The organism is Rhizobium sp. BK251, from assembly GCF_004345245.1.
Taxonomy (GTDB): Bacteria; Pseudomonadota; Alphaproteobacteria; order Rhizobiales; family Rhizobiaceae; genus Rhizobium.
Map to the genome: position 1 here is coordinate 393,424 of NZ_SLUQ01000005.1, position 17,488 is coordinate 410,911.

At 59.2% G+C, this 17,488-nt stretch carries 18 protein-coding genes and 1 pseudogene; 7 read left to right on the top strand and 12 right to left on the bottom strand.

Annotated elements, in window-relative coordinates:
• Positions 1-94: 94 nt before the first annotated feature.
• A pseudogene (locus EV286_RS14740) lies at positions 95-736 on the top strand (magnesium chelatase domain-containing protein); the annotation flags it as partial.
• A gap of 233 nt (positions 737-969) precedes the next feature.
• On the opposite strand, the gene EV286_RS14750 reads toward EV286_RS14740, so the two are convergent.
• The 4 genes from EV286_RS14750 to EV286_RS14765 all read right to left on the bottom strand — a co-directional run bounded on the left by EV286_RS14750 (position 970) and on the right by EV286_RS14765 (position 7,886).
• Entirely contained in the window at positions 970-4,074 is a 3,105-nt protein-coding gene (locus tag EV286_RS14750) for a type I restriction endonuclease subunit R (protein ID WP_132957888.1), read from the bottom strand.
• A 179-nt stretch (positions 4,075-4,253) separates the two neighbouring features.
• On the bottom strand, positions 4,254-4,949 hold the full coding sequence (locus EV286_RS14755; protein WP_132957889.1) for an abortive infection family protein: 696 nt from the start codon (positions 4,947-4,949) through the stop codon (positions 4,254-4,256).
• A complete protein-coding gene (locus tag EV286_RS14760; protein ID WP_132957890.1) occupies positions 4,949-5,995 on the bottom strand; it encodes a restriction endonuclease subunit S in 1,047 nt (348 codons plus the stop codon). Before EV286_RS14760 ends, EV286_RS14755 begins: the two co-directional genes overlap by 1 nt.
• 226 nt (positions 5,996-6,221) lie before the next feature.
• Positions 6,222-7,886, bottom strand: coding sequence for a class I SAM-dependent DNA methyltransferase (locus EV286_RS14765; RefSeq protein WP_245500710.1), 1,665 nt, complete (start codon positions 7,884-7,886; stop codon positions 6,222-6,224).
• A 440-nt stretch (positions 7,887-8,326) separates the two neighbouring features.
• Here EV286_RS14765 and EV286_RS14770 point away from each other — a divergent pair, with 440 nt between their 5' ends.
• The 6 genes from EV286_RS14770 to EV286_RS14790 are packed head-to-tail and all read left to right on the top strand — an operon-like array spanning position 8,327 to position 13,019.
• Positions 8,327-9,484 (top strand): plasmid recombination protein, encoded by a 1,158-nt coding sequence (locus tag EV286_RS14770; RefSeq protein WP_132957891.1) that lies wholly within the window; start codon positions 8,327-8,329, stop codon positions 9,482-9,484.
• Positions 9,481-10,146 (top strand): hypothetical protein, encoded by a 666-nt coding sequence (locus tag EV286_RS14775; protein WP_132957892.1) that lies wholly within the window; start codon positions 9,481-9,483, stop codon positions 10,144-10,146. Before EV286_RS14770 ends, EV286_RS14775 begins: the two co-directional genes overlap by 4 nt.
• Positions 10,143-12,113 (top strand): DotA/TraY family protein, encoded by a 1,971-nt coding sequence (locus tag EV286_RS14780; RefSeq protein ID WP_132957893.1) that lies wholly within the window; start codon positions 10,143-10,145, stop codon positions 12,111-12,113. Before EV286_RS14775 ends, EV286_RS14780 begins: the two co-directional genes overlap by 4 nt.
• Positions 12,110-12,283, top strand: coding sequence for a hypothetical protein (locus EV286_RS31970; protein WP_165932849.1), 174 nt, complete (start codon positions 12,110-12,112; stop codon positions 12,281-12,283). Before EV286_RS14780 ends, EV286_RS31970 begins: the two co-directional genes overlap by 4 nt.
• A complete protein-coding gene (locus tag EV286_RS14785; protein WP_132957894.1) occupies positions 12,280-12,657 on the top strand; it encodes a hypothetical protein in 378 nt (125 codons plus the stop codon). The genes EV286_RS31970 and EV286_RS14785 overlap by 4 nt, the downstream gene beginning before the upstream one ends.
• A complete protein-coding gene (locus EV286_RS14790; RefSeq protein ID WP_132957895.1) occupies positions 12,654-13,019 on the top strand; it encodes a putative Ig domain-containing protein in 366 nt (121 codons plus the stop codon). The genes EV286_RS14785 and EV286_RS14790 overlap by 4 nt, the downstream gene beginning before the upstream one ends.
• Before the next feature lie 9 nt (positions 13,020-13,028).
• Here EV286_RS14790 and EV286_RS14795 read toward each other — a convergent pair whose 3' ends face one another.
• The 8 genes from EV286_RS14795 to EV286_RS14825 form a co-directional block, all read right to left on the bottom strand.
• On the bottom strand, positions 13,029-13,232 hold the full coding sequence (locus EV286_RS14795; protein ID WP_132957896.1) for a hypothetical protein: 204 nt from the start codon (positions 13,230-13,232) through the stop codon (positions 13,029-13,031).
• Positions 13,229-13,546 carry a hypothetical protein gene (locus tag EV286_RS14800; protein WP_132957897.1) on the bottom strand — a complete coding sequence of 106 codons (318 nt, stop codon included), beginning with the start codon at positions 13,544-13,546 and terminating at the stop codon, positions 13,229-13,231. The genes EV286_RS14795 and EV286_RS14800 overlap by 4 nt, the downstream gene beginning before the upstream one ends.
• Before the next feature lie 4 nt (positions 13,547-13,550).
• Positions 13,551-13,880 carry a hypothetical protein gene (locus EV286_RS14805; protein WP_132957898.1) on the bottom strand — a complete coding sequence of 110 codons (330 nt, stop codon included), beginning with the start codon at positions 13,878-13,880 and terminating at the stop codon, positions 13,551-13,553.
• A gap of 85 nt (positions 13,881-13,965) precedes the next feature.
• Entirely contained in the window at positions 13,966-14,190 is a 225-nt protein-coding gene (locus EV286_RS14810) for a hypothetical protein (protein ID WP_165932850.1), read from the bottom strand.
• Positions 14,191-14,248: 58 nt separating this feature from the next.
• Positions 14,249-14,494 carry a hypothetical protein gene (locus tag EV286_RS14815; protein ID WP_132957900.1) on the bottom strand — a complete coding sequence of 82 codons (246 nt, stop codon included), beginning with the start codon at positions 14,492-14,494 and terminating at the stop codon, positions 14,249-14,251.
• Positions 14,495-14,743: 249 nt separating this feature from the next.
• On the bottom strand, positions 14,744-14,911 hold the full coding sequence (locus EV286_RS31975; RefSeq protein WP_165932851.1) for a hypothetical protein: 168 nt from the start codon (positions 14,909-14,911) through the stop codon (positions 14,744-14,746).
• A gap of 14 nt (positions 14,912-14,925) precedes the next feature.
• The gene (locus tag EV286_RS14820) at positions 14,926-15,168 is read right to left on the bottom strand and encodes a hypothetical protein (RefSeq protein ID WP_132957901.1); all 243 of its coding nucleotides are present in this window, start codon (positions 15,166-15,168) and stop codon (positions 14,926-14,928) included.
• A gap of 429 nt (positions 15,169-15,597) precedes the next feature.
• Positions 15,598-17,322 (bottom strand): hypothetical protein, encoded by a 1,725-nt coding sequence (locus tag EV286_RS14825; protein WP_132957902.1) that lies wholly within the window; start codon positions 17,320-17,322, stop codon positions 15,598-15,600.
• Between the last annotated feature and the right edge of the window lie 166 nt (positions 17,323-17,488).

A 17,488-nucleotide genomic window follows, 5' to 3' on the forward strand; every position in this document is an offset into this window, starting at 1 on the left:
CTTGTTTTATTCTTTTTTCTATGCCAGATTGCAATTCATAACCCGCTCCCGGGGCAAGGTGGGGCGTAAAGGGTTGCAGAGGCTGGGGGCAGGAATGGTCGCGCGCATCAGCACGGTGGCGTTTCAGGGCATCGAGGGAGTACCGGTGGATGTCCAGGTCATGGTCGCCCCGGGCAAGGTGGGAATGCAGATCGTCGGACTGCCGGACAAGGCGGTGGCCGAGAGCCGGGAGCGGGTCCAGGCCGCCCTGCATGCCTCGGGGCTTGCTCTTCCGCCGAAACGCGTGACGGTCAATCTGGCGCCGGCTGATCTGCCGAAAGAAGGCTCGCATTTCGATCTTCCTATCGCTCTCGGTCTGATGGCGGCACTCGGGGCGGTACCGGCCGATGCGCTTGCCAGTTATGTGGTGATCGGCGAACTTAACCTCGACGGCACGATTGCGGCGGTCGCGGGAGCGCTTCCGGCGGCGATCGGCGCCAATGCGCTCGGAAAGGGCCTGATATGCCCGGCCGAAAGCGGGGCGGAGGCGGCCTGGGCGGGCGCTGATGTCGATATCCTGGCGCCGCGCAGCCTGATCGCGCTCGCCAATCACTTTCGCGGCACGCAGGTGCTCTCCCGGCCCGAACCGGCAATCCGTTCAAACCCGGCAAACCTGCCTGATCTCGCCGACATCAAGGGGCAGGAAAGCGCAAAGCGCGCGCTCGAGGTCGCTGCCGCCGGAGGCCACAATCTTCTAACGTTGTGCTACATTAATTCACGCAGAAATTTGGCGGGAGATGATCGCGACTACGCGTCACAATGATTGGCATTTGAAGATACCTCGGAGGCCATCATTCTCAACAAGGCGATGACCTTGGTTGTCGCGGCGTCGGCGCTGTCGTTCAGAGCAGCGACTGTGCCTTTCACCGAGATCGGATCAGGAAAATCTTGGGAAGACTCTTACGCTGACCGATTGGCTGTACGCATTATTCAACCCCAATCGGCAGCGATAGCTTCTGCCTGCCGGACAATCAAGTCCACAGCGGCCTTTTGCAGGTCCGGCGGATAACCATATCGGGCAAGCATTTTGCGCACCTCAATACGCATCTTGGCCCTCACACCCTCTTTGCGTGTCCAGTCCACGGTTGCCGAGTCTCGGATTGTCTGTACGAGCAATCTCGCCAAGGTGCGTAATGTCTCATGGGCCATGATTTCGCGGGCAGACCCATTCTCGGCGAGCGCCTCGTAGAAGGCGACTTCCTCTTTCGTCAGACCTAGCTCCGCCGCCCGCGCACCACTGGCTCTTATCTCCTTGGCGAGTGCAATCAACTCCTCGATGACCTGCACACTGTCGACGGCGCGGTTATGATATTTGCGAAGCGTCTCGTCCAATCGCTCGCTCAATTTCTGAGCCTGTACGATGTTGGTTCGCGTATGAACACTGATCTCGTCGGCCAACAACCGGCGTAACGTCTCGACAGCCAAATTCTTCTGACTCGTGCTGCGCACTTCGGCGAGGAATTCATCGGAGAAGATGGAAAGGTCTGGCTGATCAAGGCCCGCAGATGTAAATACGTCGAGGATGCCATCTGCCATGACGGCTTTCGAAAGCAACTGGCGGATATCCCGTTCAACTGTCGAGCGGCTCCGGCCTTTGCCCGTAGTGTATTTCGCGAGATTAGCCCGCAGCGCCGCTACCATTGCTATCTCGTGCGCATGCTGCTTGACTCGATCATCGCCCGCGCTGATCGCATAGGCGACTTCCAGCTTATAGCCAGTCTCAATGAAAGCATCACGTCGGCCCGTTTCCAAAAGCTGTTCAAGGCATTGTTTTAGGATCGTAAGACGACCTGTCGGAGGCGATGTGAAGAAGTTCTTCCATTCGGTGCCGTCGAGCAGTGCTAGAGCGCTCTCAAGAAGCGTTAGGGTCTGACGGGCAGCTTCGTCAGGGTCCATGCGCACCTGGTCGCGATCACCTTGAGTGTATCTCTCCAAGGCGGCCCTCAGCTCGGTACCAATCCCAAGGTAGTCGACGACCAGTCCGCCGGGTTTGTCGCCCCACACTCTATTTACCCGCGCGATCGCCTGCATGAGGCCATGACCGCGCATAGGCTTGTCGATATAAAGTGTGTGCAAAGAAGGAGCATCGAATCCAGTGAGCCACATGTCGCGTACGATGACGAGATCGAAACCAGACGACGGGTCCTTGAACCGATTCGCCAGCGCCTCCAGGCGAGATTTGGTGCGCAGGTGCGGCTGCAGGGGCTGAGGGTCGTCCGCACGGTTCCCAGTGATGACAACCTTCAAGAGACCAGATTTGTCATCACCAACGTCCGCTGTGACCCATGTCGGTCGTAGTTTGGCAACTTCATCGTAGAGCATCACGGCGACCCGACGGCTGACCGTGACAATCATACCTTTGCCGCCAGCCATAGCTTCGCGTCGTGCATCGAAGTGCTCAACGATGTCGGCGGCAATCTGAGCGACCCGATCAGGCGCACCGACAATCTCTTCAAACCGAGCGAGCTTGCCTTTGATACGTTCAACCGCGGCATCATCCCCTTCTGCGAGTTCTTCGGCGAGCGCATCAAGCTGGGCCCGCTCTTCGGTATCAAGGGCGAGGTGCAGACGGGCGAGACGAGCCGAGTAGTGAATGGGTACGGTGGCCTTGTCTAAAACCGCCTGCGTCATATCGTAGGTGTCAATGACATCCCCGAAAGTGCCGTAGGTGTCGCGATCCCGCTCTTCGATGGGTGTTCCGGTAAAGCCGACGACTGTTGCGCCAGGGAGGGCTTGCCGAAGATAATCGGCGAAACCTACGGCCTCCTTTACGCCTCCGTCTCGCTCCACGTAACGCTTCTTGAAGCCATACTGTGTGCGGTGGGCCTCGTCGGCAATGACGATAACGTTGGTACGGTCCGTTAGCAGCGGATGCGAGCCATCCTCCCCTCTGAAGCGTTGTATCGTCGTGAAAACCAATCCGCCGATATCAACCGAAAGGAGGCTGCGCATCTCTTCGGACGTCCCTGCCTGCCGAGGGGTACCACGTAGTGCCGAGCCGTGATTCGCGAAGGTGCCGAAAAGCTGGTCGTCGAGGTCGTTACGGTCAGTCACCAAGACGATGGTCGGGTTTCTCAGACCTTTGGCAAGCTGGAGTTGGCGTACGAAGAACAGCATGGTCAGTGACTTGCCGGACCCTTGTGTATGCCAGACTACCCCACCCTTTCGGCTTCCGGACTGTGCAGCGGCGAGGGTCGAGGCCAATGCCTTCTTGACAGCATGAAATTGATGGTAGGCGGCAAGTTTCTTGGACTTGACGGTACCGTCCTTGATCTCGAAGGCAATGAAGTCCGTGATCAGGTCGAGAAACCGTTCGGGCGCGAATACGCCACGAATGAGAACCTCGAGCTCCGAGCGTCCCGTGTCATCTAGGTCTGCGCCGTCGACAGTCCGCCACGGAGCAAAGCGATCCAACTGCGCCGTTATTGAACCGATGCGTGCGTTGCTACCGTCACTAATCACCAACACTTGGTTGGTGCGCATCAGCTCGGGAGTTTTGGTTTTGTATGTAGACAGCTGGCTGTGAGCCTTGTCCAACGTTGCTGAAGCATCGGAGGGGCTTTTCAATTCCAAAACTGCCACCGGCAGGCCATTTACGAAAACCGCTATATCTGCGCGGACGTTGCCCTTTTCTCCCTTCACGATGAACTGGTTGGACACTAGCAGTCGGTTGGATAATGGATTTTCCTGATCGATGACCCTGATGCCAATGGTACGTGTGGTACCTTTCTCATTCACCTCGACAGGCACACCAGTGACGAGGAACGCGTGAAAAAGCCTGTTGTTCTCGACGACATCCTGGGTCGGCGATGCTTTGATCTTGAGCACGGCCGAATCGACCATCTCGGCCGTAGCCTCAGGATTCATCGAGGCGATTGCGCTGCGCAATTCAGGCTCAAGGATCGCCTCGCGATAATCGGCCCGCGCACCAATGGGCCCATTCGGTGCGAGATAGTCACCCGGCACGCTCCGCCACCCAAGCAACTCAAACCAGGAAAGCGCCGCCAATTCGACGGCTTCCTCGGCGAGTTCCATCCGTGGACTACCGGGAGGAGTAGAATACGTGTCGCTCATTGCTACCTCACCGCATCGTCATCAAGCAGGTACCACTCGATAGAGATCGCTACAGTCCTTCCAACTCACCGAGACAAAGACGCCGCGTCCGAACGTGCGGGTGCAGGTTACCCAGTGGGCGCGCATGCGCGACGCTCGCCTCATGCCGCAGCCTCGCTGTCGCTAGCAACATCGACCGTGCTCTCAGCCTCCCAGTCAATCCGCGCCGCGTCGTAGGCGGTCTCATCGAGGTGGAACAGGACGTAGCTGGGGTCGAAAATCGCACTGGCGATCTCGACCGGATCGCACTCCGAATCGAGAAAGGCATTGAACGCCTCATAGTCGTCGTAGTCTTGCTGATTGTCTGCCGCGTCTTCATCCGTGGACCGGCTCCACGCGACATTGAAGAGGAAAGCAACCAGGCTGTCGCACAGACCGCCTAGCATTAAGGCGTGTTGACGCTGCAAGGTGCCCCAATCGAGCGACCCGCCGTGCCGCATATTGGGAATGTTGCTCAGTTCAGCGAGTGCCAGTGCCGCGCCGTTGATGCTGCCGAGCAATTTCGTGATCGTATCATTTATTTTAGCGGTATCCGGGTGATCCGCTACGGAGAAGTCCATAGCGTTAAGTAGCGCCCGTGTTCGCTGTTGGAAATTATCGTCTTTCCCAAAAACGACACCAAGACGCGGTCCGATGGTCGCATGCGCGGCCTCGAACAGCGTGCGCACACTTTGCAGGCAGAAGGCAGGTTGAATTTCGATGCTCCGCTCCAACGCCTCGACATGAATACGCAGTGACTCGGCTCGGTCAGGATGGATTTCCATAAGTTCGCGGAGCATTTGGAGCGTATATCGCATCAGGCTGCCTCCACCGCGTTCCTTGGATTCTTAACGCGAAGTTCGCCGGAAATGAGATTCAGCAGCAGCGTGTCACGAATTGAGGTCAGCGTCCTTATTTGCTCAATGGCGACGAGTATCCGCTCAATCAAGGGTCCTACGACATTGTCGAACTCAGCCAGCACACGAGGGGTTGGCCGCGCCATTGGTTGCTTTCGCATGAACCCCCAGTCAGCGCGTGGCATTCTTGTACCTTCTTGTGCGCCCGACGCTTTTGCTACGAATCCATCTGCGGAGAAAGCAAAATAAAGATATGCTGGAGGGATACCGTCTTGGGGCCTGAATACCAGTATGTCCGTCGAGCAGATGCCATCGACCGGGGCAATGGCGACTTTATGGAAGTACGGTCTGAGTTTGCCAAATAAAAGGTCGCGGCGTTTGAAGACGGCTTTGTGGCTTTCAACGTCCTCGGCGCGCCCCACTGTTTCAAGAGCCAGCTTGCGTCTCTCCACGTGTTCAAGGCCAACGTAAGGCGTTTCTGGCTCGACCTCGGTGGGGAGTATTTGTTGTCGGATATTTAGCCCAATGCTGTCTGCTGTCGCACTCCACCCTTCTGGCAAACCATCCTCACCCAGCCTATCGGGGAATAGGGCGGCAGTGACTTCGGGCAGCCCCGAAGGGCGTCCCTCGGCCTTGGCGCGGACGGGATTGAAATCGATGAACCAGTTCTTGAACAGCGTCCGCCCCATCTCCTCAAGCGTCGCAGCTATGCGGCGGTTGAGCTCAATCTTATTATCAATTGAGTCGAGTAGGGACACTGCTACTCGTGTCGCAGACGAAGCTGGCGGAATCGGATACTTGAGAAAGTCGCTGCGGCTCAGTGCGACAACCGCACTTCCCATGGCATGCCCAGCACAATAGGCGCGATATTGTGGCGTGCGGAGCACCCAGTGGATGTAACTGATATCTTCTGGTGCCGGATCATCCCGGAAAACCAATTTCACGGTGTCTTGAGTGATACGGCCAGACGTAACGAAAGATGGTACCCTCGCTATTGATCCGATCATCTTCCCGTCCTTTGTTGCTCCCTTGAGGGATACGTAGAGGTCGCCGGGAATTAGGGTGAGTTCTGGAGGGCAGTCGCCTCCATAGGTTTGGAAGTCGGTTCGGAAGCCACCGCCTGGCACTATTGATCCAAGCCCAAGCAAAGCTGGACCCGATTTGCCCACTAGAGCGCCCTTATAGGTCGTACCACGAACGAGAGTAACGTAATCGCCGACCACTCTACGAACGTCACTGCTTACCATAGCCAAGCTTCCTTAGGTCGGCCATGATGGCGTTATCCAGTGTTGCAGCCATCAACTGCTGTTCAATAAGCTCATTGCTCAACCGGGTCATCTTGGCGTCCAAGCCCTCCTCGTCCTCATCCGCGGCCTCAGTGCCGACGTAACGCCCCGGGGTGAGCACGAAACCCTGTTCCGCCACTTCTTGGAGCGTCGCGGACTTGGCAAAGCCAGACACGTCTTCATAGCTCTCGCCCGCTTCGCGCCACGCATGGTAGGTGTCGGCCACCTTGACGATGTCGTCGTCGGTCAGCTCTTTCATGGTGCGGGAAACCATGGTGCCGAGATTGCGTGCATCGATGAACAGGATTTCATTCGTCCGGTCGCGCAACTTCTTATCGCGCGAAAGGCCATTGGATTTATCGCGGGTAAGGAACCACAGGCAGACCGGTATCTGTGTGGTGGAGAAGAGCTGCCCTGGCAGTGCAACGATGCAATCGACGAGACCGGGGTAGTGGACTTGCTTCCCTGCTTCGCTGACTGCAATACCTTCGATCAGAGCCCGCCGAATATCACCCTCGCCCGACTGTTGGCTGGAGAGCGAGCCGTTTGCCAATACCACGCCTGCGTATCCATCGGGCGCGAGGTGGTAGATGATGTGCTGCAACCACGCGAAATTGGCGTTGCCTGCCGGCGGCACGCCATAGCGCCAACGGGCGTCGCCCTTGAGCTTTTCGCCGCCCCAATCACTGTCATTGAATGGAGGGTTGGCGAGCACGTATTTCGCCATGAGGCCCTTGTGCATATCTTCGTGGAAGGTGTCCGCCCACTTAGAGCCCAGGTTCGCTTCTATACCCCGGATAGCGAGGTTCATCTTGGCGAGCCGCCACGTGGTGGCGTTTGACTCCTGTCCATACACCGCGATCTGGTCGCGCGCCTTTTTTGGGTCGACGTGCTTGCCTGCGTGCTCCTCGACGAAGCGTTCGGACTGCACGAACATGCCTCCGGACCCACAGCATGGGTCATAGACGCGGCCTTTAAAGGGTTCCAGCATAGCGACCAGGAGCTTCACCACACTTCCAGCGGTGTAGTACTGCCCACCGCGCTTACCCTCCAGCTTGGCGAACTCGCCGAGGAAATACTCATAAACGCGGCCCAAAACGTCCTGCCCATGATGCGCATCCTCGAACTGGATGTCGGAGAACAGCTTCAGCACCTCGCCCAACTTGGTCTGATCTAGCTCCTGCCGGGCGTAATTCTTGGTCAGCACGCCCTTGAGAGTGGGGTTCTCTGCCTCGATGGCGATCATGGCCTGATCGATCAGCTCGCCGATGGTCGGTTTGGTACTGGTGGCGTTCTCCTTTAGGAAGGTCCAGCGCGCGCGTTCGGGCACGAAGAAAATGTCGGCACCGATGATGAGGTCGCGTGCTGCGTCTGGATCGTCAAGGAGAAAGGCTTCCTCCGGGTTCGCTCTGACCTCCTCGATGCGTGCATCGAATCTATCCGAGATGTACTTTAGAAAAATCAGCCCGAGTGCAACATGTTTATACTCGGCAGCATCCATATTGCCACGGAGCTTGTCGGCAGCTGCAAAAAGCGTCGCGGCAATAGAAGGGCCGGGCTTAGCGCTTTTGGTGACGGCGTTACTGTCTTTGGGCTTTCTTCCGCGCGGCACGACTCAACTCCGATCTTTGAAGGAGGGCTAGTTATTGTCAACAATAGGTTAACAGGAGGTGGAAGCCACCCTTTGTCCGTTGAATGGCGGCCTGCTATGCAACCCGGCTACCTGCGATGTCAAGATTGGCTGGGGTCAGCCAATTCTTCTGCGGGGCATTAAATAGCGTGACCTGCCACTGACGACAGGGTCGCCGTCTGGCCGAAGGTTTTCCGCAAACCGACCAACACCTGAGCCTCCAGCGTTGGGAGGAGAAGTCATCAAGGACACTAAGCGGTAAGCTCGTCGTAAACGACGACGGCAGGGCCCCGTCAGGAACCCATGAAATGGCCGATGCTTAGAACGCAGTGATAAGCTATATTCGGTCCATATAACTCACTTTTCTGTTGTCCTGTGCTTCGCCGGTAGGCACGCTTTGGGTATTTCTCCGAGCGCCTACAATGGCCTACCAGTTTGCCCGCATCGAAATTTTTGCCCGTTCCGACAAGGCGGGGCGAACCACGGATTTCATTCTTGATGAGGTCTCACGGGTTCCCTCGGCATCGGCGCATGTCCAATCCCCGAAGCCCCCGGAAGTCGTATACGGCCTCGACGTGGACGCGCTGCGCACGCTGCACGACGAACGGGCGGCGACGGCGAAAACACCGCGGACGGACAAGAACGGCAAGACGACACACAAAGCGATCCGCAAGGATCAGAACACCCTGGCTGCCGTCGTCTTCAGCCACCCCGCGACCATGGAGGAATACCGTGCCAGCGCCGACGTCCGCCGTGACGTCCAGAAATGGGAGCGGGCCTCGATCGCTTGGCTCAGGCAACAGTATGGTGACCAACTCGTGTCCGTCGTCCGGCACACGGACGAAAGCCATCCGCATCTCCATGCCTACCTTCTCCCTGACGACACCGAAATGCGGGCCGGACGGCTGCACCCCGGTTATGTCGAAAAGAACGCCATCGTCGCCGAGGGGATACTTCCGGGTGAGGATAAGAAGGCTTTGGATAAGCGGGCGAACCGCGCATACGTCGGGGGTCTGCGGGCGTGGTTGGACGATTACCACCAGCGGGTTGCCGTTCCTGCTGGTCTGACTCGCCTCGGTGCCGGGAAACGCCGCCTGACACGGGCGCAATGGCACCAGGAGAAGGCCCAGGCGGCGGCGCTCAAGCAGGCCGTGGAGCGGGCTGCCGTCGTGGAAGCGAAGGGCCGCGCATACATCGAAAACACGAAACGGAGCGCTGCGGCGATCAGGGCGGACGCCGCGAAGGTGAAGGCTTCGGCGGATCGCCTGAAAGGCGTCGGCGGGGCCGTACGCGCTGTCCTCGACGGGGCGCGGGAGTCCTCTCTACGTGAGAGTGTCCGACAGGAATATGCCGCCGAGATCGCCGCGGCGAAGGCTGCCGTAGAGAAGGCTAGAGCCGCCGCTAGTCGAGAACGAAATTCACGACGTGAGTTTGAGCGAAAGGCTGCCGATGCGAGCTATGCCTTCCGCCAACAGCGGCAACGCCTCATCGCTGCACAGCAGGAAATCCGGACCTTGTCGCATGCGCTTGCCGCTGCACTGGATGAGCCTGCACCAACGCCGGGAGGGATGACGCCATGAAGGACGTCGGCGAAGAGATTTTTTGGCGGAACGCCTGTGCGGTCCTGCGCGATATCGGAATGTCCCACCTCGATCCGGCACACGGGGCAGCCGTGGACGTAGTGCGGTGGTGCCTGTTGGTACGCGGACGACCAACACACCATCGGCAGACGTTCCTGGAGGCCGAATCCCCGGCGCTCCTCGCGTACCTGGAAACGCTGGCGACGTCGGGGGACGCGGCGGGCTGGCGGACGCTGGAGCAGCGTATCCGGCATCATGCGGAACTGCTCCACGAGAAGGACATACAGCCTCGCGCCCGCCCCAAGTTGGCCGCGATCTGGCATTGCCTGCCCGAACTCGCGGGGATCGGCCAGACGATCCTTGACGGCGCGGACGAACTCAAGAGCGCGGCGGATTTCGAAGTCGCGCCGACCGATACCGACGCGAAGGCCGGCGACGGCGGCGACGACAAGGGCAGCGCGGGCAAGACCGGATCAAATGGGACGGCGGCCAAGCCGCGTCCGTCGCGGCTGGCTTTGCCTGTCGTCGCTGTGGTGCTGACCGAAACCGAGACGAAAGTGCTCGATCTGGGCGACGACGCCAATGACGCCAACGCGAAGAACGATGACACGCCTGATGGTCCAGACGGGCCAACAGGTCCCAAACCAGGAGTTCCGAAATGATCGGTTACATAGGTAGTCTGTTTTCGGAGCCTCCTGACTCGAATCTCGCATGGCAGTTGGTCAAGGCGGTCTTGCCGACGGATTCGACGTCGCCATGGGGACAGACGTTGCAGATATTCACGTCGGCGCTCTTCGGGTTCTGTGCCGTGATACTCGGTTACAGTGTCGTTTCCGGTATCGTACAGTCGGCGTATACCGGGAAAACGCTTGGGGACCGATGGCATCAGATATGGACGCCGTTGAGGGTGATCGTCGGTTTGGGACTCCTGATCCCGACGCCGTCGACCGGGTTTTCTCCTGCACACTACCTGCTGCGCGACGTCGTTGCCCGAGGCGGCATCAATTTGGCGGACGCCTCGTGGACCGTGTTCGTAGATACGGTGGCTTCGGGGAAGACGACAATCCTCCCGGCGTCGTCCTCGGGATCGACGGTAGCCATGGCGATCCTGCAACACGAAATTTGCGCTGCGGTCTACAATCAAGCGGGTTCCCTGTGGGGCTGGCAGGCACCGTTGCCCGAACCGGCCGGCGACGTTGCTGGCCTCGGTATCCCTGGCTACGGCAGGAAGGTCGTTTGGAGTTACGGGCCGACATGCGGGCATATCTCGTACACCATCCCCGACAACCGAGAGGGCTTCTCGAACGCACGGCGCGAGGCGGTCAAGGAAATCATTTCCGCTTATCGGACCGAGGCGCAGCGTTATGCCCAGTTGGCCGCCGAGACGTCAGGCCTCTCATCCGCGGACGCCATGACGCGGGCGCTCGGCAGCAAGGGTCTGTCCGCGACAATCGTGCAGGATATCCGCGCCCGTGGGGCAGCCTTCGATGCTAAGATTTCCGAGGCAGCGAAGACGGAAGCTGCGACGGTCGAAAAGGAGTCGAGGTCAAAGCTTGTCGAGAACGCGAAGCTGGAAGGCTTCTTGAGCGCGGGAACGTATTTCCGGGCACTGAGCCAGATCAGCGAACTGACCACTGCGATGACAAACGAGACCATGGAAGACGTTGCGCCTCGGACGGATGGGGATTTCGGACTCGCGCTGGATCGGGCCTTCGCCGTCCTGCGCCTCCAGGTATCCGGAGAGGCCGACAGGGCCAAGCTGTCGGCCAACGACTTTGCCGCGGCGGGCGATGAAAGCTCGAACTTCCTGACGAAGCTCCTCGCCCCGATCGCTCGCGGTCTGGCCGAATGGGGCGCGACGTCGTCGGCAAAATCTGGTGACGCCATGTCAAACCTGATCTCCTCCGGACACGCTATGATCTCTATCGCGTGGACGGCGCTGGCGGTGGGGGCGGGTGCCGCAGCCCTTGCCGGAAACAAGATCGCGAAACTGCTCGGTTCGGAAGGTGTTATGTACCTCTTGGATTGGAGCAACTGGGTCATCGGCGGGCTGTTTTTCATCGGCGCTATCAGGGCCTACTTGATACCGATGTTGCCGTTCATCTTCATTCTCATATCGGGGATCGCCCTGGTTGCGGCGCTGCTCGAAGCGATGATCGCTCTGCCGCTATGGGCTATGAAGTGGATGCGGATGGATAACGGGCAGGACTTCGCGGGCGAGTCCGTGCGGATGGGTCTGATGATGACCGTCAACATCTTCTTACGTCCTTCGCTCGCGATCCTCGCCTACTGTGGCAGCTATCCCGTGTTCGATGTCGTGCTGCGGACGCTGGATTCCATGTGGGCGACGGCGTTCTTGGGACAGACGGGCGGCGCGATCGTCGGCCTCATCGGCTTCCTCGTGATGCAAGTCGTCCTGCTCTATCTGACCTGGTACCTCGGATTCAAAGTCTACGGGCAAAGCTGGGCGCTACCCGACCGTATCTTGGCGTGGATCGGACTTCCGGGGACGGCTGGCGAATCCAGCCTGGCGGCGGGCGCTGTCGGCGGAATGCTCACACTTGCCGGACGCGGACAATTGCCGAAAACTGGTCTTACGATGCTCGGCAAGGGAGGGAAATCGAAATGAAGAAACTCATGATCGGGACGGCGGGCGGGCTTGCACTGGCGACGGTCTGCGGATTAGCGGGGTTGCCGCACCTTTCGGCCACGCTCGTCACGTTCACGGTGTTTTGTACCGTGCCGGCGCTCCTCGTAGTGGCGCTTGATGCACTGCCTTGTGGGAGGGTGCCACAATGAAACGCATAGCGATTGCCGCCGCCGCAATGGCGGTATTCATGGGGGGAGTGGTGACCGCTGCCCCCGTAGATCGCCGCGTCAACGTGACCGCTGATCCTGCGGCGATGTGCGGCCCGAACTCGTTCTGTTCAACACCATCCCTGATCTTCCGATACGACGACGCGGCAATTCAGGGCGACGTCGTTGTCTGGGGGTGCCATGGCTGCCGCGGCGAAGTGGCGGAGGGCCTTCCACCGTGGATGCGGAAGGTGCCGACGAGCACGGGATACGACCTCGTCGGGCGACCGCAGCCCGGAGTGTACAGGGTCAAGAGCTACTACGACGGCGTATATAAGCCCTCGCTTGATGTAATCTATAGGTTCGTTCCCCGATGACATGTTACCTTTTCCGCACTCTCGTTTTCCTCGCCGTTGCCGCCCTGCCGGCTAACGCCGGATCGCTCCTGCAGCCGCCTGCCGACGCGCTGCGCGTCGAGTTCACAAGCCCCGACACGTCGCCCGCCGAACGCCTCAAGGCCGGCCAGCCGCTGACCGTGGGCGTCGTCGTCACGAGGTCGACGGGGGCTGTCCAGATCGTGCCAACGTCAACTCCGGATTGGATGACCTACGATGCCGCTAGCTGTCAGTTTTCAGGGGTTCCTGTACCAGGTGAGCACGAGCTTTCGGTACGCGTTACAGACGCCGGAACGGGGCAGTCGGCAACGGGCATCTTGTCCTTCAACATCGATACAAGGTGATCGTGTTCGCTAATCTCGCCGAAAGCGCTGCAGGGAATCCTCTATTTCCTCCTCGTCGGCGAGGCAGACTTCTACGAGGTATTCTCCGGCAGAATACCGTTCGGCGAGTGAAGTGCTGAACGCATTACGCACGGCGTCCGGGATTTCCAGTGCAACTCCGACACCGATGCGGTTGCCGTTGTCTACACATATGACCTCGGCCAGATATCTCATTTTTCCTCTCCATTCATTGATGCAAATTTGTCCCTGATCTGCGCAAGATCATAGCCCTTGTCGAGAAGGACCAAGACAGCAACCTGCCGCACCAGTTCCACGGCATCCCGGGTTCGGGCGTCCACGTCGCCGTCCGGCGCGAGCTTTCCGATGTAGACGCGCATCATCCGTTCGAGGCCGCCACCTTCGACCGCGGCCAGATAGGCATCGGCGATCGCGCGGGCGTCGGGGCGGCGGAGGGCCTTTGCCTTCCGCCTGTTCCTCGCCGCATACGCTGCCTGGCGCTTCCTGTGGTCCTGTGCGACGTCGGCCATCGTGCTACCCCCGCAGGATGGCGAGGGCGACCGCGGTGGCCTCATCGCCGTGAGTGCGATCCAGTCCCTTCCACGTCGCTCCGTCACACAAGGTGTCGGCTTGTCGCGAGAAGTCCGCTGCATGGAGCATTGCCGCCAACACGGAGAGTTCGCCGGCCGTCAGGTCATCAGCAATCTCGGCAGCCCGCGTGACCAGATGGCCGACGTCCTTGTCGTTCGTCGCCCGGAACTGGCTGCCATAGTCGTCCCAATCGCTGCATCGGCCGACATCGAACCCGAGCTTGTGGGCGATGTCCTCGACGGGATCGAGGGTTTTCCAAGTGTTGAAGTCCATTCTGTTACCTCATGTTTTCGATCTATGTTGATGGTCTCACCGCATGAGATCGGCGGCAAATAAAAAATCACGCTGTGAGATATTTTCAGGCGGCAACGCGGATGAACGCACGGCGTCCGGCGGCCTCGGCTGCGCGTCGGGCATCGGCAGCACTTGCGGCGGTGCCGGAGGCGATGCTGTCGCAGCCGTCTACGACTTCCCAGAAGAATGACCCGTCGCCGCAATAGGTGACGACGACGTCGAGCACGCGACCGTCGCACGACATTCCGGCGGCTTCGCCGCACACGTCGGCGTCGGTTTTCCAAGGCATTACATACAGGTCCATATACTTTGTTCCTTTTTGCTGATCTTGAGCTTGACTTAGTGGATCACTCTTCCTCGAACCGCGACATTGCCTCGCGGGCTCGCGAGTCACCGTAGACAAGCATCGACTGCCCAAGGAAACCCAGTTCCTCGACCGAGATAGCGTTGATGGTAGAATAGGCGACCATACCGAGCGCCGCCTCCATCTCTTCCAACGGCATAGGGTTAATCGGCACCATGTAGCGCCAGGCTTGGGCAATCCGCTCCTTGCGCGTCTCTTCATCGATTACGGTGATGTTCGTATTACTCACATTCTCTCTCCACGTTCGTGATCAAGTCTGTCGCTGTGACGAGGTCCAACATACATAATGATCGGAAATATCCAATACGGTTTCTAGCTAACCTATTGAAATAATTTATTAAAGAACTCGTTCAGCCAAAAATGGATCGAGTTCTTTGATTTCGAGCTAATCGAAGACATCGCCGCCCTATGAGTCCTTCTATTATGGCGAGGCGGACGCGAAATTGGTGCGGAGTTGGCGAAGCCTTGGAAAAATATTTCACTTCCAGATGCGTCTCCCGACCTTTGCGATGAGTACCGTAGGCAGCAGGAGCCAGAGGACGATGTTCGCCATCTCGACAGCCTCGGGGGCCTTGGTGGCGGCAACGTAGAGGACGGTGAAGACTGCCATGGCGATTGGGAGGCCGAGAATGCGAAGCGCGAGCATTGGTGTGTCCTTTTTCAGACCGTGGCTTCGAGGCGGCGAAATGCCTGGATGCCATCACGTTGAAATTCGTTGCGCATCTCGGCAGCGGCTCCGGGGATACGGGAACGCCGGACAAGGTGCCGTGCCTTTGTCTTGGGATCGAGCCTGTAGAGCGAGGCGAGGTAGCATATGAGGCCGCCGAGGGCGTCCCTGTGGTTAACCTCTTCGACTACGACGCTGAAGGTTAAACCCGGAATGGTTGTTCTCTTGATCTCCATCGGAGCGCCTTTTGCCTCTGTTTTCACTACCCTTTCTTTTTATCACAGCATGAGAAACGAGCCCAGGAAATAACGCGGCATAGTTGCACCGTGCCGGAGACGGCGTTAACGGGATCGGTAGGATTTTAAGGGTTCTGGAGTGAAGGGCCTGTTCCCTGTTCGATCCTGCCGGAGGCGAGGTCGAACCCGCCCGCAGGGCGGAAGTCTTAGCGTTCCCCGTCCCGATGCCTCCAATGCGGCCGGCACGCACAGCGGCAGTCACCCGGAGGGTCGCAGCACCGCGGAGGACGGCAGCGCCGTTGACATAGCGAGCATGCTGGCAGGCTCGGCGGTGAGGGTGGGGAAATGGATTCAGGGGTGTCTGGACCCATTTGAACGGTCAAACGTGCTGTACGAGGCTCTGTACGCGCCCGTACAGCACGTTTGACTTCAAAATGGACCCGTGGGCCACCCGAATGCGGGAACCGCATCTGAGACGGAGATGGGCGCATCGGAGCGACAAGTATAGCGGTCCCCGGCACAGGGGATGACGCGGTAATTCGCGCATGTGGTTTCGGAATCGACGTCTGCCGTAGGAGCGCCAGCATAGCGACCCGGAACGGGTGGCGCGGGACCGACTGACGCCGAAACCGCATTCAGTATCTCCAGACGTGGAACGCGGCCTTCCTGCAAGCCGATCCAGACTTCGTGACTGGCTAGAGCCTTGGTGTCCTCGTCGCTGTTGTCGGGTAGGGCCGTATAGCTCGCGACTGCGCCAGACGTCAGGGTGTTTGAACGATCGCACGGACCTGCGGGAGCCTTTTTATCTATACACTGTTTTTCACACCCTTGCTCGATCGCCGAGATCAGATCATTCCAACGATTGATGACGGTGCGCCGGGAAACCTTGGCGGCCTCGGCCAGTGCTGATTTCGTGACGTCGCCGCCCGTCGTGGAAAGCGACCGGTAGGCTTCGGCGAGCTTGGAAAGGGTGCGATCCGCGTTCGACTTCGCGGCGTGTCGGCCTCCTGCTGCCTGACGGGCCGCCACGGATGTCATCCCGTCCACGACGTCCAGCAGGCGACCGCGATTTACGCGTGGGTTGTCCAGCTTTGCCGGATCGAAATGGGCCGCGAGGTAGTCGGCGACCTTGCCAGTGACGTAGCCGACCTGCGTTTCGGAAAGCCCGGTTTTCTCAGCGAACATGGCGAGCGCCTGATGGAGATGATCGGCAAGGGTCTCTCGCGACCCGCGCATACGGCTGTCTGCGGCGAAGTGCCATTCGGCAAGGAGGCGCTGCCCTTCCGTCCGGAGGGTGTCAAAAATGGCATTCGACGCCATCAGCCCGAGGCCGGATTGAATGGCAGCGGCGCGACGGGCGAGCACTGGCCGGCTTATGCCCGTATCGACGTAGTCGGCGTATTCGGAGAGCGTGGGCCAGACGTCGGCGTTCGGGGTGATCGTGTGCCAGATCGGGGACGTCGGGCATTTCATCCGCATTGTCATCGTCGGTGCGGCGGGGTCCGCGCCGATGTCGAGCAACGCCGCCGCCAGGCCACGGCACACGGCATCAAAGAGGCGGATCGGTTCCTTGCGGCACCGTTCGTCTTTCGAATTCCACACCGCGGCTCCGTAGGGGAGCAGCCAGATGAAGTGTGGTCTGATGAACCGGTCATCGTTCAGTCGGTCCCCGACGACGATGTGTGGAAGACAGGGAATCCGGCCATCCCGAACGTGTTCGAGAAGATCGAAGATGCATGCGTCGGCGGTCGGGAAAATCCCGTCGCAATCCACGCGAAGCGCGGCCATGAAGTCTTTATTGAGCTCAATATAGGGATAGTCGAGCGTCAGGACCTTCTCGCGACACTGGACGTCAAGAGTGGCTTTGTCCCAGGACGCACGGGCACGACCACGGCGGGGTACGAGTGATACGAAGTATTTGAGAACGACATTCTCCTCCGAGCGCAAACCGTCCTCGCGGAATGGTTCCCGATAGCGTCCGCCCACGTTTCTGCCGAACGGTAGTTCGTAGCCCTCGGTGATACGCTTCCGGACAAGGTCTTTCTGACTGGCGTTTCGAATGCTGAATTCATTGGTCGGGGCCTTCGTCTGACGCGTAGGCTTTCGGCTGGCCTGGCGTTGGGCTTCGGCATAGCGGGTCTCGAACCCGACCATGGCGTTCGAGTGGTCGGGCCAAATTTGTTGACGCGGTAGGTTGTGAAGGTCCTCGGTGTCGGCTGGGATATGTCCCAGCCTCGGACTCAACCTTCAAAAATGGGGGTCTTTACAACAATCGCGCCGTTGGCAATCATGAACCTGTCCTTGAAAAAGCACCACTGAG